This is a genomic window from Streptomyces sp. NPDC058665, assembly GCF_042714995.1.
Classification (GTDB): domain Bacteria; phylum Actinomycetota; class Actinomycetes; order Streptomycetales; family Streptomycetaceae; genus Streptomyces.
Window position 1 is genome coordinate 76,585 of the sequence record NZ_JBHXRX010000007.1, and the last position, 14,836, is coordinate 91,420.

A 14,836-nucleotide genomic window follows, 5' to 3' on the forward strand; every position below is an offset into this window, starting at 1 on the left:
ATGACCGACGAGACGGAGCCGGGCGCACCGGCCGGCGAACCCCGTACACCGTCCCGCCGTTCGGTGATCGGCTGGGGCGGTGCGGGGCTCGCGCTCGGCGCCGGGGTGGCCGGCGGTACGACCGTCGCCCTGCGGGATACGGACAAGTCGGAGCCGGCCGGGTCGGCGGGCGCGGCCGTCCCCTTCCACGGCGTGCACCAGGCCGGGATCGCCACCGCGGTGCCCGACCGGCTGCACTTCGCGGCCTTCGACGTGACCACCGGCGACCGGGCGGAGCTGATCCAGCTCCTGAAGGACTGGACCGCGGCAGCCGCGTTGATGACCGAGGGACACGCGGTCGGCGAGGGCGCGTTCGGCGGGCTGCCGGAGGCACCGCCCGACGACACGGGCGAGGCGGTCGGCCTCCGACCGTCCAGGCTGACGCTGACCATCGGTTTCGGGCCCTCCCTGTTCACGGGGGACGGCAAGGCCCGCGGGGACCGTTTCGGCCTGGCGAGGCGGAGGCCCGAGGCGCTGGTGGAGCTGCCGAAGTTCCCCGGCGACAATCTCGACCCGGCGCGCAGCGGCGGCGATCTGTGCGTGCAGGCGTGCGCCGACGATCCTCAGGTCGCGGTGCACGCCATCCGTAACCTCGCCCGCATCGGGTTCGGCCGGATCGCGATCCGCTGGTCGCAGCTCGGCTTCGGCAAGACGTCGTCCACCACGCCCGACGCGCAGACCCCGCGCAATCTCTTCGGCTTCAAGGACGGCACCCGCAATGTCGCGGGCACCGACACCGCCGCGCTCGACCGGCACGTGTGGGTGCCGGCCGAGGCGGGACCCGACTGGCTGGCCGGCGGCTCGTACCTGGTGGCGCGCCGGATCGCGATGCGGATCGAGTCCTGGGACCGCACCTCCCTGAAGGAGCAGGAGGACATCTTCGGACGGGACAAGGGCGAGGGCGCGCCGGTCGGCAAGGCGAAGGAGCACGACGAGCCGTTCCTCAAGTCGATGCTGCCGACGTCGCACGTACGGCTCGCACACCCCGACTCCAACGGCGGGGCGCGGATGCTGCGGCGCGGCTACTCCTACACCGACGGTACGGACGGGCTGGGCCGGCTGGACGCGGGCCTGTTCTTCCTGGCGTACCAGCACGACGTGCGGGAGGCGTTCATCCCCGTACAGCGGAGCCTGTCGCGCGCCGACGCGCTCAACGAGTACATCCAGCACGTGGGTTCGGCGGTCTTCGCCGTGCCGCCGGGCGTCCGGGACTCCGGCGACTGGTGGGGACGGGAGCTGTTCTCATGACCCGCGCGCTCGTGACCGGCACAGTGACATCGGCGGAAGGACGGCCGGCATGTTCGGCAACTATCTGATCGGTCTGCGCGAGGGGCTGGAGGCCAGTCTGGTCGTCTGCATCCTCGTCGCGTATCTGGTCAAGACCGACCGCCGCGACGCGCTGCGGCCCGTCTGGACCGGCATCGGTATCGCCTGCGCGGTCTCGCTCGCCTTCGGCGCCGCGCTCGAATTCGGTTCCCAGGAGCTGACGTTCGAGGCGCAGGAGCTGCTCGGCGGGTCACTGTCGATCATCGCGGTGGGGCTGGTGACATGGATGGTCTTCTGGATGCGGCGTACGGCGCGGCATCTCAAGAGCGACCTGCACGGCAAGCTCGACGCGGCGCTGCGGATGGGTACGGGGGCGCTGGTCGCGACCGCGCTGCTGGCCGTGGGGCGGGAGGGTCTGGAGACGGCGCTGTTCGTGTGGGCGTCGGTACGGGCGGGTGGTGAGGGCAGGTCGGGGCCGCTGATCGGCGTGCTGCTCGGGATCGCCAGCGCGATCGTGCTGGGCTGGCTCTTCTACCGGGGCGCGCTGAGGATCAATCTGGCGAGGTTCTTCACCTGGACCGGCTCGATGCTGGTGATCGTGGCGGCGGGCGTCCTCGCGTACGGCTTCCACGACCTCCAGGAGGCGCGCTTCATCGGCGGTCTCCAGAACAAGGCGTTCGACATCACCAGCACGGTCCCGCCGGACAGTTGGTACGGCACGCTGCTGAAGGGCGTCTTCAACTTCCAGCCCGATCCGACCGTCGTGCAGGTGACGGTGTGGGTGCTGTATCTGATCCCGACGATGTTCTTCTTCCTGGCGCCGCAGCGTACGAAGGCCGGGCCCCCGCCGCCTCCCGCCGCCACGCCGGCGTCGGAGCCTTCCGCGAAGACGGGGTAGCCGGGCCGGGTGGTGGGCGGCGCCCCGCCCACCACCACCGTTTCAGGATTCGAGCCAGCCGTGGGAGCGCGCCAGCTCGATCACCGACGCACGCACCCGCTTGATCTGATCACCCGTCAGGCTTCCGTCGGCCTGGAGCAGCGCCTCGGTCAGCTCGTTCCGCAGCTCGACCTGGGACAGCACGTCCGAGTAGTCGCCATGCGGATCCGCGGGGCCCGTACCCGACGAACTCCGCTGCGGCGCGGGCGCGTTCACCAGTCTGATCTGTGACGCCTTGGGACCCTTGTCCCCCATCTCCAGGAAGTATTCGACCTCACTGCCTGCCTTGTACTGGTACTTCTCGTCCAGCAGATCGTTGGCGTGCATGAACACGTCCTCGTCCCCCTCGCTCGGGACGATGAACCCGTACCCGCGGACCTCGTCGAACCTCAGCACTCGACCTACGTGCAACACAGCCCCTGCCTCCACAGCCTGCCCACTTCCTCGGCCACCTCCACCGGGGCCCACAGCGAACCCCCGAGCAACCTCTCATATCCGCCCGCCTGCGAGAATCCGTCGTCGGCAGATCAATTCGAGTCGGGGGCACGATGGGCACGGTGGTGCGGGTACCACAGACCCGGGACATGATCGGGGAAGAGCTCTCCGGGGACGAGGCGTGGGCGGCACTGCGCACGTACGGCGGGGGCAAGCTGCTGCACGACGCGTTCGTACGGTTCCGTTACGCGGACGGGTTCAGCATCGCCAGGGCGCTGGCCTTCCAGTTCGTCCTGGCGCTGGTGCCGTTCAGCATCGCGCTGGTGGGTGTCGCGACCTCCCTTCATACGGAGAGCGTGGGCCGCGTCGTGGAGTTGACGCTCACCGGGATCGCGCCGGGGCCAAGCGCGGATCTGATCCGGACCTCGCTCGGGCGCGCCGAAGGCGGCGCCTCGGGTCCCGGCGGTGAGCTGGCAGTCTGGCTCGGGCTGGGCTTCGCGACGCTGAATCTGGCGTCGGCGATGGCGCAGATCGAGCGGGGCGCGAACCGCATCTACGGCGTTGAGCGGGACCGCCCGTTCCACGCGAAGTACGGGCGCGCGCTGGCGCTCGCGGTGGCGGCGGGGCTGCCGCTGCTCGGCGGGTTTCTCATTCTGGTGGGCGGCAAGGCCGTCGGCGGCGCACTCGCGGAGACGTTCCAGTGGGGCGAATCGGCGCGGGACATCTGGGGGTGGCTGCGGATTCCGGTGGGCATCTCGCTGACGTGGCTGGCTTCGGCGGTGCTGTTCCGCCGGGCCCCGCGCCGCGATCAGCCGGGTTATACGTGGCTGGCGTTCGGCTCCGCCGTACATCTGCTGCTGTGGGTCGGCGCGACGTGGCTGCTGACTCTGTACGTCAGCTACAGCGGGTCGTTCGGCTCGGTGTACGGGCCGCTGACCGCGTTCGTCGCGCTGCTGCTCTGGTCCCAACTGGCGGGCATATCCCTCTTCCTGGGGCTGTCCCTGGCCGCGCAGCTGGAGTCGGCGCGGGCCGGGCAGCACGACCCGATCCATCCCGATCCGGGCCACGGCGGTGATCCGGACCACGTCTGAGGGGCGGCGCCGGCGGGCCGGCCGTGCTCAGTGGGACTCGCGTGACACCTCGTGGCCGCTCGACCCGACGAGGAAGTCGAGGTCGACGCCGGTGTCGGCCTGCATGACATGGTCGACATAGAGACGTTCCCAGCCGCGCGCCGGGGCGGCGAAGGCGCCGGTCATCTCCTCGGCGGGGCGCCGCAGTTCGAGCTCCGCGGCGGGGATGTCCACGTCCAGCCGGCGCCCGGCGACATCCAGCTCGATCCAATCCCCCGTGCGCAGAAGTCCCAGCGGGCCGCCCGCCGCGGCCTCGGGCGCCACATGCAGTACAACCGTGCCGTACGCCGTCCCGCTCATCCGGCCGTCGCAGATCCGCACCATGTCGCGTACGCCCCGCTCCAGCAGCTTCGTGGGCAGCGGCAGGTTCGCCACCTCGGGCATGCCCGGGTAGCCCTTGGGACCGCAGCCCCTGAGCACGAGCACCGATGTCGCGTCGACGTCGAGGTCCGGGTCGTCGATACGGGCGTGCATGTCCTCGATGCTGTCGAAGACGACCGCCCGGCCCCGGTGGTTCAGCAGCTCGGGCGAGGCTGCGGCGGGTTTGATGACGGCGCCCGAGGGGGCCAGGTTCCCGCGCAGCACGGCGATGCCCGCCTCGGCCTGGAGGGGTTCGGCACGCCGGTGGATGACGGAGTCGTCCCAGATCCGCGCCCCGTCCAGATGGTCCACCAGCGGTGTGCCGGTGACGGTGAGCGCCGCCGGATCGAGCAGGTCCCGCACCTCGTTCAGAACGGCGAGCAGACCGCCGGCCCGGTGGAAGTCCTCCATGAGATGGCGTCCGGCGGGCTGGAGGTCGACCAGGAGCGGTACGCCCGCGCCGGTGCGGTCGAAGTCGTCGAGCGTGAGGTCGATACCGAGCCGTCCGGCTGTCGCGAGCAGATGCACGACGGCGTTGGTCGAGCCGCCGACGGCGGCCAGGGCGACTATCGCGTTGAGAAAAGACCCCTTGGTCAGTGTGGTGCTGGGGCGGCGGCCGTCGGCGACCATCTCCACGACGAGCCGTCCCGTGCCGTGGGCGCTCTCCAGCAGCCGGCTGTCGGGGGCGGGGATGCCGGCGACGCCGGGGACGGTGGTGCCCAGTGCCTCCGCGACGCACGCCATGGTCGAGGCGGTGCCCATGGTGTTGCAGTGGCCCCGGCTGCGGATCATCGAGGACTCGGAGCGCAGGAACTCCTCCTCGGAGAGCGTTCCCGCCCGCACTTCCTCGCTGAGTTTCCACACGTCCGTACCGCAGCCCAGCGGCTTGCCGCGGAACGTGCCGGTCAGCATCGGACCGCCGGGCACGACGACGGCGGGCAGGTCGACGGAGGCCGCGGCCATCAGCAGGGACGGGATGGTCTTGTCGCAGCCGCCGAGCAGCACCACTCCGTCGACGGGGTTGGCCCGCAGCATCTCCTCGGTCGCCATCGCCGCCATGTTCCGCCACAGCATGGCCGTGGGCCTGACCAGCGTCTCGCCGAGGGAGACGACCGGGAGATTCATCGGGACGCCGCCGGCCTCCCAGATGCCCTGCTTGACGCTCTCCGCGACCTCACCGAGGTGGGCGTTGCAGGGCGTCAGATCGGAGGCGGTGTTGGCGATCGCGATGTGCGGGCGTCCGTCGAAGGCGTGCGCGGGCAGTCCCCGGCGCATCCACGCCCGGTGGATGTAGGCGTTCCGGTCCGTTCCCGCGTACCACTGAGAGCTGCGCTGCTCCGGCATGGCTGGCACCCTAACTTTCCCGAGCCGTACCGGGGAAGGGCGCCCCCGCCCTCCCACCCGCCGTCCGGCCCGCCCGTCAGGAGGTCGTCCTTGCGTGCTTTTGTCATCACCGGTCCCGGCCGGTGCGGGGTACGGGACGTCGAACCGCCGGTCGCCGCGCCCGGCGAGGTCGTCGTCGATGTGGACCGGGTGGGTGTCTGCGGCACGGACATCGAGTTCTACACCGGCGAGATGAGCTATCTGCACGACGGGCACGCGGCGTATCCGATCCGGATCGGCCATGAGTGGTGCGGCACCGTCTCGGCCGTGGGCGAGGGTGTCGGACCGGACTGGCTCGGGCGGCGTACCACCGGGGACACCATGCTCGGCTGCGGCCACTGCCGGCGGTGCGCCGGAGGGCTGCACCATGTGTGCGAGGAGCGTTACGAGTTGGGCATCCGGCACGGCCGGGCGGGCGCGCTCGCCGAACAGGTCGCCGTCCCCGTCTCGTCTCTGCACGCGCTGCCGGACAGTGTCGACGCGACGGCGGGCGCGCTGGTCGAGCCGGGCGGCAACGCGCTGCGCGCCGTCGAGGCCGCCGCGCTGTCCCCCGGCGACCGGCTGCTGGTGCTCGGTCCTGGCACCATCGGTCTGCTCGCCGCGCGGTTCGCGCTCGCGCGGGGCGCGGAAGTGCACGTACAGGGGCTCGACGAGGCGTCCCTGGAATTCGCCCGCTCCGTGGGAGCGAACGGCGCCTGGACCGCCGACGGGCTTCCCGATGTGCCCTTCGACGCCGTGATCGACGCGTCGAACGCCGCTCATCTTCCGGCGCGGGCACTGGAGTTGGTCGAACCGGGCAAGCGCGTGGTCTACATCGGTCTGGCGAGCGGGCCGAGCCGGATCGACACCCGCGCGCTGGCGCTCAAGGACGTCACCGCCGTGGGCATCCTCAGCGCGTCGCCCGCCCTCGCCCGCACCATCGGGCACTACGCGTCGGGCGCGGTCGATCCGCGTCCGCTGGTCGCGGGCACGGTGGCGCTGGAGTCGCTGGCGGAGGTACTGGCCGGCGCCCGGCCCGAGGGAGCGGGCCCGGGACCCAAGATCCACGTCGATCCCCGGCTGTGAGCGGCCGGGGAAACCTGTTGCGCGTCAGGCCCGTTCGATACGTGGCGCCGGCCCATAGGACCGGCCGGGCGGCGGCGGACCAGTTCTCGTCCGCCACCGTCCCGCTCGTGCTCGTGTCTCTATGTGCTGAACGCGTGCCTGCTTCTCGCGTCCGTCGCGTCCGTGGTCAGACGTTGACGCCGAAGTCGGCCGCGATACCTGCCAGTCCGGAGGCGTAGCCCTGGCCGACGGCGCGGAACTTCCACTCCGCACCGTGCCGGTAGAGCTCACCGAAGACCATCGCGGTCTCGGTGGACGCGTCCTCCGTGAGGTCGTAGCGCGCGAGTTCGGCGCCACCGGCCTGGTTCACCACGCGGATGAACGCGTTGCGGACCTGGCCGAAGCTCTGGCCGCGGGAGCCCGCCTCGTGGATCGAGACCGGGAAGACGATCTTGTCGACATCGGCGGGAACGCCGGCGAGGTTGACCTTCAGCGACTCGTCGTCGCCCTCGCCCTCACCGGTGAGGTTGTCACCGGTGTGCTCGACCGAACCGTCAGGGCTCGTCAGGTTGTTGTAGAAGATGAAGTGCTGGTCGGAGAGCACCCGGCCGGCGCTGTTCACGAGCAGCGCGCTCGCGTCGAGGTCGAAGTCCGCACCGGTCGTACTGCGCGCGTCCCAGCCGAGGCCGACGAGCACCGCGGTCAGGCCGGGAGCCTCCTTGCTCAGCGAAACGTTGCCACCCTTGCCCAGGGAAACGCCCACGATCTCCTCCTGCTGTTCGTGACTGAAAAGTGGATCAAAATCTATAACACCGTACGACCGACGGTCCCGGTATCGACCAGGCTCGTACGGTTCGTTGCCCTGCTTTGGGACTGAAGTGGCTGAAGCGGGGCAGGCGGTGGCAGGAACAGACGAAGAGCCGGCTCCCAGGAGCCGCCGCGGGGGAACGGATCGAACCATGGACGGGCAGGTTGAGGAGACCGAGGACCGCTGCCCGGCCACGGGGCGGGTGTTCAGGCGAGGCGCGGTGTTCGACGGGGAATCCGGGATGATCGGCGAGGCGCGCCGCTTCACCGCCGGCGTCCTCGGGAGCGTACGGACGGACCAGGGCCTGACCGTGCCGTCGCGCGTGATCGACACGGCGCAGCTGGTCGTCAGTGAGCTGGTGACCAACGCGTGCAAGTACGCGCCCGGCCCCTGCCTCCTCGATCTGGTCTTCGACGGGGACGTCGTGGAGATCACCGTGTGGGACACCGACTCCACGCTGCCGGTGCCGCGCGCGGCCGAACCCGGCCGGATCGGGCAGCACGGGCTGGAGATCGTCATCTCGCTCTGCGAGGGATACGACGTCCGCCGGGAGCCCGTGGGCAAGCGCGTCAAGGTCCGCCTCGCGGCCCGGACCGACAGCCGCGTGTAGGCTCCCGTCCGCCCTCGCCGGACCCCGGCCCGCACCCCCGGCCCGTACCCCGGTCCTGGGTCGCCTCACCGGGCCGAAGCTGATCGAGTGGTCCCCGGCGGGAGCCGTTTCCGGGGCGTTCCCGACGGATACCCGAGGGTGGTGCCAAATACCTCGGAAGTACTTCTCCATGTCAACGGAACCCCCCGCCGACTGACGCTCGACAACCGGACCACCGTGCTCGACACGCTGCGCGAGCACCTGGATCTCACCGGCCCCAAGAAGGGCTGCGACCACGGCCAGTGCGGCGCCTGCACCGTCCTCGTGGACGGCCGCCGCACCAACAGCTGTCTGCTGCTGGCCGTCGCGCAGAGCGGCGCCCGTATCACCACGATCGAGGGCCTGGCGGACGGCGCGAACGCCCCCGGCGGTGGTGCGGACGAGCTGCCCCGGCCGCACCCGATGCAACAGGCGTTCCTCGACCACGACGGCTTCCAGTGCGGCTACTGCACCCCGGGCCAGATCTGCTCGGCGGTCGGCGTCATCGCCGAGGCGGCCGGCGGACACCCCTCGCACGTCACCGGCGCGGACGGCCCGCCGCCCGGCGAACCGGTGCCGCTCACCCCCGACGAGATCCGCGAACGGATGAGCGGCAACATCTGCCGCTGCGCCGCGTACCCGAACATCCTCGCCGCCGTCCAGGACGTCGCGGGCACGACGCCGCGGACGACTACGACGATCAGTTCCGGCACGTCGAGCAGTACGACCTGGACCGGCAGTACGAGCAAGGCGGACATGACCTCATGAAGTCCTTCACCTATGAACGCGCCACCGACCCCGCCCAGGCCGTCGCCCTCCTCGCCCGCGACCCGGCCGCCCGCTTCCTCGGCGGCGGCACCAATCTCGTCGACCTGATGAAGCTCGGGGTCGAGACCCCCGGCCATCTGGTCGACGTCGCCCGGCTGCCGCTCGACCACGTCGACGCGACCGACGACGGCGGCCTGCTCATCGGCGCCACCGTACGCAACAGCGACCTGGCCGCCGACCCGGCCGTCCGCACACGTTTCCCGGTGCTGTCACAGGCACTGCTCGCGGGCGCCTCCGGGCAGCTTCGCAACGCGGCCACCGCCGGCGGCAATCTGCTCCAGCGCACCCGCTGCGCGTATTTCCAGGACGTCACCAAACCGTGCAACAAGCGGGAGCCGGGCACCGGTTGTCCGGCCAGGGAGGGCGCCCACCGCGATCTCGCGGTGCTGGGGCACTCCGAGGCGTGCGTGGCGACGCACCCCTCCGACATGGCCGTCGCGCTCGCCGCGCTCGACGCCGATGTCCAGCTGCTGGGCCCGGACGGCGAACGCACCGTGGCGCTCACCGACTTCCACCGGCTGCCCGGCGACCACCCCGAGAAGGACACCGTGATCCGGCCGGGCGAACTCATCACCGGCATCCGGGTCCCCGGGGCGACCGCCGGGCTGCCGTCCGCCTACCGCAAGGCCCGGGACCGTGCCTCGTACGCCTTCGCGCTGGCATCGGCCGCCGTGGTGCTCGACGTGCGCGACGGTGTCGTGGGGGATGTACGGCTCGCCTTCGGCGGGCTGGCCCACAAGCCCTGGCGGGCCACGACCGCCGAGGCCACACTGCGCGGCGAGCCGGCCACGCCCGAGTCCTTCGGACACGCGGTGGACGCCGAACTCGCCGCCGCCCGGCCCCTGCGGGACAACGGCTTCAAGGTCCCGATGGCGCGCAATCTCGCCGTCCGCCTGCTCACCGAGCTGGCCGACCCCACCGCGACCGCCACCGACCCCACCGACCCCCGCCACACCGACCCCCGCGGAGGAGACCGATGACGACCAGCCGCGAGCGCGCCCTGGGCTCCGCCGCCGTCCGGATCGAGGGCCTGGCCAAGGTCGGCGGTACGGCCAGGTACTCCGCCGAACACACCCCGCCCGGCTGCCTCTACGCGTGGGCGGTGCCCGCGGCCGTGGCCAAGGGCCGGATCACCTCGATCGACACGGCCGCCGCCCTCGCCGAACCCGGGGCCGTCGCCGTACTGACCCATGAGAACGCGCAGCGCGTCAGTGCCCCCGACGACGCGACGCTGGGCGTGCTGCGGGACGACCGCGTGCCGCACCGCGGCTGGATCATCGCGGTCGCCGTGGGCGAGACGCTGGAGGCGGCACGCGCCACGGCCGATGCCGTGCGCGTCTCCTACGCGGCCGAGGAGCACGACGTCGTCCTCACCGCCGACCATCCCGGTCTCTACGCCCCGGAGGTGGCCAACGGCGGGTATCCCGGCACCCGGGAGCGTGGTGACTTCGACACCGTCTACGCCGCCGCCCCGGTCACCGTCGACGTCACGTACTCCATGGACCCGACGCACAACCACCCCATGGAGCCGCACGCCTCCGTCGCCCAGTGGCACGACGGGCGGCTGACCGTGTACGACTCCAGCCAGGGGTCGACCGTCGTGCGCGAGACGCTGGCCGCGCTCTTCTCCCTCGACCCGGCGCAGGTCACGGTCATCAGCGATCACGTGGGCGGCGGTTTCGGTTCGAAGGGGACGCCGCGCCCGCAGCCGGTGCTGGCCGCGTTGGCGGCCCGGCACGTCGGACGCCCGGTCAAGCTGGCGCTGCACCGCTCCCAGCTCGCGGCGGTCGTGGGGCACCGGCCGCCGACCATCCAGCGCGTGCGGTTCGGCGCCGACGAGGACGGGGTGATCAGCGCGCTGGCGCACGAGATGATCTCGTACACGTCCACGGTCAAGGAGTTCGTGGAGCAGGCCGCCACGTCCGCCCGCACCATGTACACCTCGCCGCACAGCCGCACCGTCCATCGCGTCACCGCCCTCGATGTGCCGACTCCGTCGTGGATGCGCGCCCCGGGCGAGGCGCCGGGCATGTACGCGCTGGAGTCGGCGATGGACGAGCTGGCCCTGGCCGTCGGGGTGGACCCGGTGGAGCTGCGGGTGCGCAACGACCCGTCCCACGAGCCGGATTCGGGCCGTCCCTACAGCAGCCGCCATCTCGTGGAGTGTCTGCGCGAGGGGGCCAGGCGGTTCGGCTGGGGCGACCGCGATCCGCGTGCCGGGCTGCGGAGAGAAGGCCGGTTCCTGGTCGGCAGCGGTGTCGCGTCGGCCTCGTATCCGGTGGTCATCCTGCCCTCGACCGCCGAGGCGCGCGCCGACGCGAACGGCGGTTTCCTGGTACGGGTCAACGCCACGGACATCGGTACGGGAGCCCGTACCGTGCTCGCCCAGATCGCCGCCGACGCGCTCCACGCGCCCTTCGAGCGGGTCCGGATCGTGATCGGCGACAGCGATCTGCCGACCGCCCCGCTGGCGGGCGGTTCAGCGGGCACCGGCTCGTGGGGCTGGTCCGTCGACAAGGCGTGCCGTGCGCTGCGTGCGCGTATCGACGAGGTGGGCGGCACCGTGCCTCCCGAGGGGCTGTCGGCGAGCGCCGACACCACGGAGGACGTCGCGGCCGGGACGGAGTTCGCCCGCCACGCCTACGGCGCGCACTTCGCCGAGGTTCAGGTGGACACGGACACGGCCGAGATCCGGGTCAGGCGGATGCTCGGGGTATACGCCGCCGGCCGCATCCTCAACCCCCGTACGGCGCGCTCCCAGTTCATCGGCGGGATGACGATGGGGCTGGGGATGGCGCTGATGGAGGGGGCGACGATCGACCCCGTCGCCGGCGACTTCGTGGAGCGCGATCTCGCCTCGTACCACGTCCCCGCCCACGCGGACGTGCGCTCCCTGGAGGCGTACTGGATCGAGGAGGACGACCGGCACCTCAATCCGATGGGCAGCAAGGGCATCGGCGAGATCGGGATCGTCGGCACGGCCGCGGCGATCGGCAACGCGGTGCGTCACGCGACCGGGGTGCGGCTGCGCGAACTGCCCATGCTGCCGGACAGGCTGCTGCCGCATCTGGGGTGACGGACACGGGCGGACAGGGGCGGGTACGGGCGGTGGATGCCGCCCCCGCACCCGTCAGAGGCTGTCCGCCGGAGGTGCGACCGCCCGGCGCGGCTGTACGCCCAGATCGATGTCGGCGTCGCAGTTGGCCGGCTCCATGGTCCCGTCCGTACCCCGCAGCAGTACCGGCCGGCTGCCCTCGGCGTCCCGTGCGAACGCGACGGTGCAGATCACCTGCCGTACCGCCGTGTCGTCCAGGCCGCTGAGCGCGAGAGGCAGTATGGCGAGCGTCCGGTCATCCTTGGTCAGCTCCACCCGGGGCGACTCGCCGTCGCCACCGCCGTCGCCACCGCCGTCGCCGGGCTGGTCGGGAAGATCGGGCAGACCGTCGGTGAGCCCGACCTCGCGCTCATTCGGGAGCAGTCCGCCGAAGAGCGCCACCAGGGCCTTGGTCCCCGCCGTCGCCGGATCCGCCGTCGGCTGGTCCGACAGGTCCGCCGGGTCCTGCGGGGGTACGTAAGCGCCGGGCCGGGCCACGGGCATCAGCGCTCCTTCCGAGCGGAAGAAGAGCAGCGTCCGGTCCTCACGGCTCGGGAACACCTGGATGGTGGCGGGGCCGCCCGCGTCGATCGCGTCGGTCGACTGGATGTCGCAGCCGGTGAGTTGCAGCGCGAGGAGGAGAACCGCGCCGGACACAAGGGGAGTTGAGCCGCGCGGGCGGCGCCGACAGCGGATCACGCGGTCCCCTCCCCCGCGTTCAGGGGTATCTCGACGGTGAAGACCGCGCCTGTCGCCGCGTCCGGGTCTCCCGTGCTGTCCCGGGGGGCGTTGGCGGCATGGATGGTGCCGCCGTGCAGCCGTACGTTCTCCTGGGTGATCGCGAGTCCCAGCCCGCTGCCCGTCGAACGGGTCCGGGCCGCCTCCGCCTTGTAGAAGCGGTCGAAGATGTGCGGCAGCGCCTCGGGCAGGATGCCGGGTCCCCGGTCCCCGACCTCCATCACGAGCAGGCCCGTACCGTCGTCGCTCGTCCTCGTGCGCAGCCGTACGGTGACGCCCGTGCCGCCGTGCCGCAGCGCGTTGCCGACGAGGTTGGCGACGACGATGTCGAACCGGCGCGGGTCAAGCCTGGCGCGGATGCCCCCGGGCAGTTCGGTGCGTACCTGGCCGGTCCAGTGCCTGCTCTCCAGGGTCTTGGCGATGGTCTCGGCCGCGTCGACCTCGTCGGTGTTCAACTCGGCGGCGCGCGCGTCGAATCGGGAGATCTCCAGCAGGTCGTCGACGAGTACGGCGAGCTTTCCCGTCTCGGCGCTGATCAGCCGTACCGCCTGCGCGGTGTCGGGGTCGAGCCGGCCGGCGTCCTCGTCGAGCACCTCGGTCACGGCGAGCATCCCGGCGAGCGGGGTGCGCAGTTCGTGCGAGACGTCGGCGGCGAAGCGCCGGGCGCGTGCCTCGGCTCGCTGGAGTTCGTCCACGGACCGCTCGATCTCACCGGCGGACTCGTTGAACGTGCGGGCCAGATCGGCGAGTTCGTCACTGCCCCGGACCGGGATACGGGTGTCGAACCGGCCGCTGCCCATGCTGCGGGCGGCCCGCCGCAGCTCGCGGACCGGGCGCAGGACGCTCCGCGCGGCGAGTAGCGCGGGCAGCAGCGCGATCGCGAGTCCCGGCACCGCGCCGTCCCTGGCGGCGGTGATCAGCGCGTCGACCTGCGTCTGCTCCTGGTCCATGCGCATCACCGCGTACAGGACGAGCCCTGTGGACAGGACTCCGCCGACCCCGACCTTGAAGACGGTGGGCATGGCGATCGTCAGATACGGCACACCGTCCTTGACGACCCGTTCGAAGCTGCCGTGCGGATAGCCGGTGGCCTTGCGGCGCAGTTCGGGGGTGATCACGGTGGAGGTGGGGCTGGTCCCGGAGGAGGCCCGGAGTGTGCCGTACTCGGCGAAGACGATCCAGGTGTGCGGTTTGCCCTTGCGGGCGATGTCGCGCAGGACCTCCGACAGCCCGTCCGGGTCCTCCACGGGCAGCCCGACACCGATCTGCTGGACCTGTTCGCGGAAGGACGAGACGGCGGTGTCCTGCGCCGTCCTGAGGACACTGCTGCGCGCTTCCCGGAAGGTGAGGGTGGCGGTGGTGCCCGCGCTGACGACGGCCACGAGCAGGAAGGCCAGTACCAGACGGGTGCGCAGCTTGAAGGGGGTGGCGGGCCGGCCCGTCCCGATGCCTTTCACAGTGGTCCGAAGCGGTAGCCGAAGCCGCGCAGGGTCTGGATGTACCGGGGGTTGCCAGGTGACGACTCGATCTTGTTGCGCAGCCGCCGGACGCACGCGTCGACCAGTCGGGCGTCGCCGTGGTAGCTGTGCTCCCATACGTGTTCCAGCAGTTGCTGCCGGCTGAACACCTGCTCGGGCGCCGCGCTCAGATGCAGCAGAAGACGCATCTCGGAGGGGGCGAGCGCGAGCCGCTGCCCGGACTTGGTGACGGTGAGACCGGTGCGGTCGATGGCGAGTTCGCCGTGGAACTCGACGGCGGGCCGCCCGTTGCCCGGCTCGTCGATGCGCCGCAGCACGGCCCGGATGCGGGCCTCGATCACTTCCGTACGGGCGGGTTTGACGATGTAGTCGTCGGCACCCGCCTCCAGGCCCACGACGACGTCGAAGTCGTCGCCGCGCGCGGTGAGCATGATGATCGGCAACTGGCTGTTCTCACGTACCCGGCGGCAGACCTGGACGCCGTTCACGCCGGGCAGCATGAGGTCGAGCAGGAGCAGATCGGGGCGGAACTCGTCCAGGGCGGCGAGGCCGGCCTCGCCGGTGGCGGCGGTCCGCACCTCGTGACCCCGGCGGCGCAGGCCCAGTTCGACCCCTTCGCGTACGGAGGGGTCGTCTTCTATGAGGAGCACGCGTGGCATAGGCGGATT

Annotated in this window: 14 protein-coding genes; 8 read left to right on the forward strand and 6 right to left on the reverse strand. The window is 71.6% G+C overall.

From position 1 onward, the window contains the following. Both efeB and efeU read left to right on the forward strand, forming a co-directional pair. A complete protein-coding gene (efeB, locus tag ACFWV8_RS06400) occupies positions 1-1,287 on the forward strand; it encodes an iron uptake transporter deferrochelatase/peroxidase subunit (RefSeq protein ID WP_384198505.1) in 1,287 nt (428 codons plus the stop codon). Positions 1,288-1,336: 49 nt separating this feature from the next. Further along, positions 1,337-2,203 (forward strand): iron uptake transporter permease EfeU, encoded by an 867-nt coding sequence (efeU, locus tag ACFWV8_RS06405; protein WP_384198507.1) that lies wholly within the window; start codon positions 1,337-1,339, stop codon positions 2,201-2,203. A 42-nt stretch (positions 2,204-2,245) separates the two neighbouring features. On the opposite strand, the gene ACFWV8_RS06410 is transcribed toward efeU, so the two are convergent. Continuing rightward, positions 2,246-2,656 (reverse strand): cold shock domain-containing protein, encoded by a 411-nt coding sequence (locus tag ACFWV8_RS06410; protein ID WP_384198508.1) that lies wholly within the window; start codon positions 2,654-2,656, stop codon positions 2,246-2,248. 134 nt (positions 2,657-2,790) lie between these two features. Between ACFWV8_RS06410 and ACFWV8_RS06415 the strand changes: the two genes are divergently transcribed. Then, positions 2,791-3,768 carry a YihY/virulence factor BrkB family protein gene (locus ACFWV8_RS06415; RefSeq protein ID WP_384198510.1) on the forward strand — a complete coding sequence of 326 codons (978 nt, stop codon included), beginning with the start codon at positions 2,791-2,793 and terminating at the stop codon, positions 3,766-3,768. 27 nt (positions 3,769-3,795) lie between these two features. Here ACFWV8_RS06415 and ACFWV8_RS06420 read toward each other — a convergent pair whose 3' ends face one another. Then, positions 3,796-5,511 (reverse strand): IlvD/Edd family dehydratase, encoded by a 1,716-nt coding sequence (locus ACFWV8_RS06420; protein ID WP_384198512.1) that lies wholly within the window; start codon positions 5,509-5,511, stop codon positions 3,796-3,798. A 90-nt stretch (positions 5,512-5,601) separates the two neighbouring features. Between ACFWV8_RS06420 and ACFWV8_RS06425 the strand changes: the two genes are divergently transcribed. Next, a complete protein-coding gene (locus ACFWV8_RS06425) occupies positions 5,602-6,615 on the forward strand; it encodes a zinc-binding dehydrogenase (RefSeq protein WP_384198514.1) in 1,014 nt (337 codons plus the stop codon). Between the two features lie 166 nt (positions 6,616-6,781). Here the strand turns inward: ACFWV8_RS06425 and ACFWV8_RS06430 are convergent, their stop codons facing one another. Further along, a complete protein-coding gene (locus ACFWV8_RS06430; RefSeq protein WP_078078626.1) occupies positions 6,782-7,357 on the reverse strand; it encodes a TerD family protein in 576 nt (191 codons plus the stop codon). 196 nt (positions 7,358-7,553) lie between these two features. On the opposite strand from ACFWV8_RS06430, the gene ACFWV8_RS06435 reads away from it, so the two are divergent. From ACFWV8_RS06435 to ACFWV8_RS06450, 4 genes are all read left to right on the forward strand, one after another. Next, positions 7,554-8,012 (forward strand): ATP-binding protein, encoded by a 459-nt coding sequence (locus ACFWV8_RS06435; RefSeq protein ID WP_384198515.1) that lies wholly within the window; start codon positions 7,554-7,556, stop codon positions 8,010-8,012. A gap of 138 nt (positions 8,013-8,150) precedes the next feature. Then, positions 8,151-8,798, forward strand: coding sequence for a 2Fe-2S iron-sulfur cluster-binding protein (locus ACFWV8_RS06440; protein WP_384198516.1), 648 nt, complete (start codon positions 8,151-8,153; stop codon positions 8,796-8,798). Next, positions 8,795-9,838, forward strand: a complete 1,044-nt coding sequence (locus tag ACFWV8_RS06445) for a xanthine dehydrogenase family protein subunit M (RefSeq protein WP_329391064.1) — start codon at positions 8,795-8,797, stop codon at positions 9,836-9,838. The genes ACFWV8_RS06440 and ACFWV8_RS06445 overlap by 4 nt, the downstream gene beginning before the upstream one ends. After that, positions 9,835-11,934: a xanthine dehydrogenase family protein molybdopterin-binding subunit gene (locus tag ACFWV8_RS06450; RefSeq protein WP_384198518.1), complete on the forward strand. Its 2,100-nt coding sequence runs from the start codon at positions 9,835-9,837 to the stop codon at positions 11,932-11,934. Before ACFWV8_RS06445 ends, ACFWV8_RS06450 begins: the two co-directional genes overlap by 4 nt. Positions 11,935-11,988: 54 nt before the next feature. On the opposite strand, the gene ACFWV8_RS06455 is transcribed toward ACFWV8_RS06450, so the two are convergent. Genes ACFWV8_RS06455 through ACFWV8_RS06465 form a run of 3 tightly spaced genes read right to left on the reverse strand, consistent with a single transcriptional unit; the run spans position 11,989 to position 14,827 of the window. Continuing rightward, complete coding sequence (locus ACFWV8_RS06455; RefSeq protein WP_384198520.1) at positions 11,989-12,609, reverse strand: hypothetical protein; 621 nt, start codon at positions 12,607-12,609, stop codon at positions 11,989-11,991. 38 nt (positions 12,610-12,647) lie between these two features. Beyond that, positions 12,648-14,147, reverse strand: coding sequence for an ATP-binding protein (locus ACFWV8_RS06460; protein WP_384198522.1), 1,500 nt, complete (start codon positions 14,145-14,147; stop codon positions 12,648-12,650). Beyond that, a complete protein-coding gene (locus tag ACFWV8_RS06465) occupies positions 14,144-14,827 on the reverse strand; it encodes a response regulator (protein WP_384198524.1) in 684 nt (227 codons plus the stop codon). The genes ACFWV8_RS06460 and ACFWV8_RS06465 overlap by 4 nt, the downstream gene beginning before the upstream one ends. Positions 14,828-14,836 lie beyond the last annotated feature (9 nt).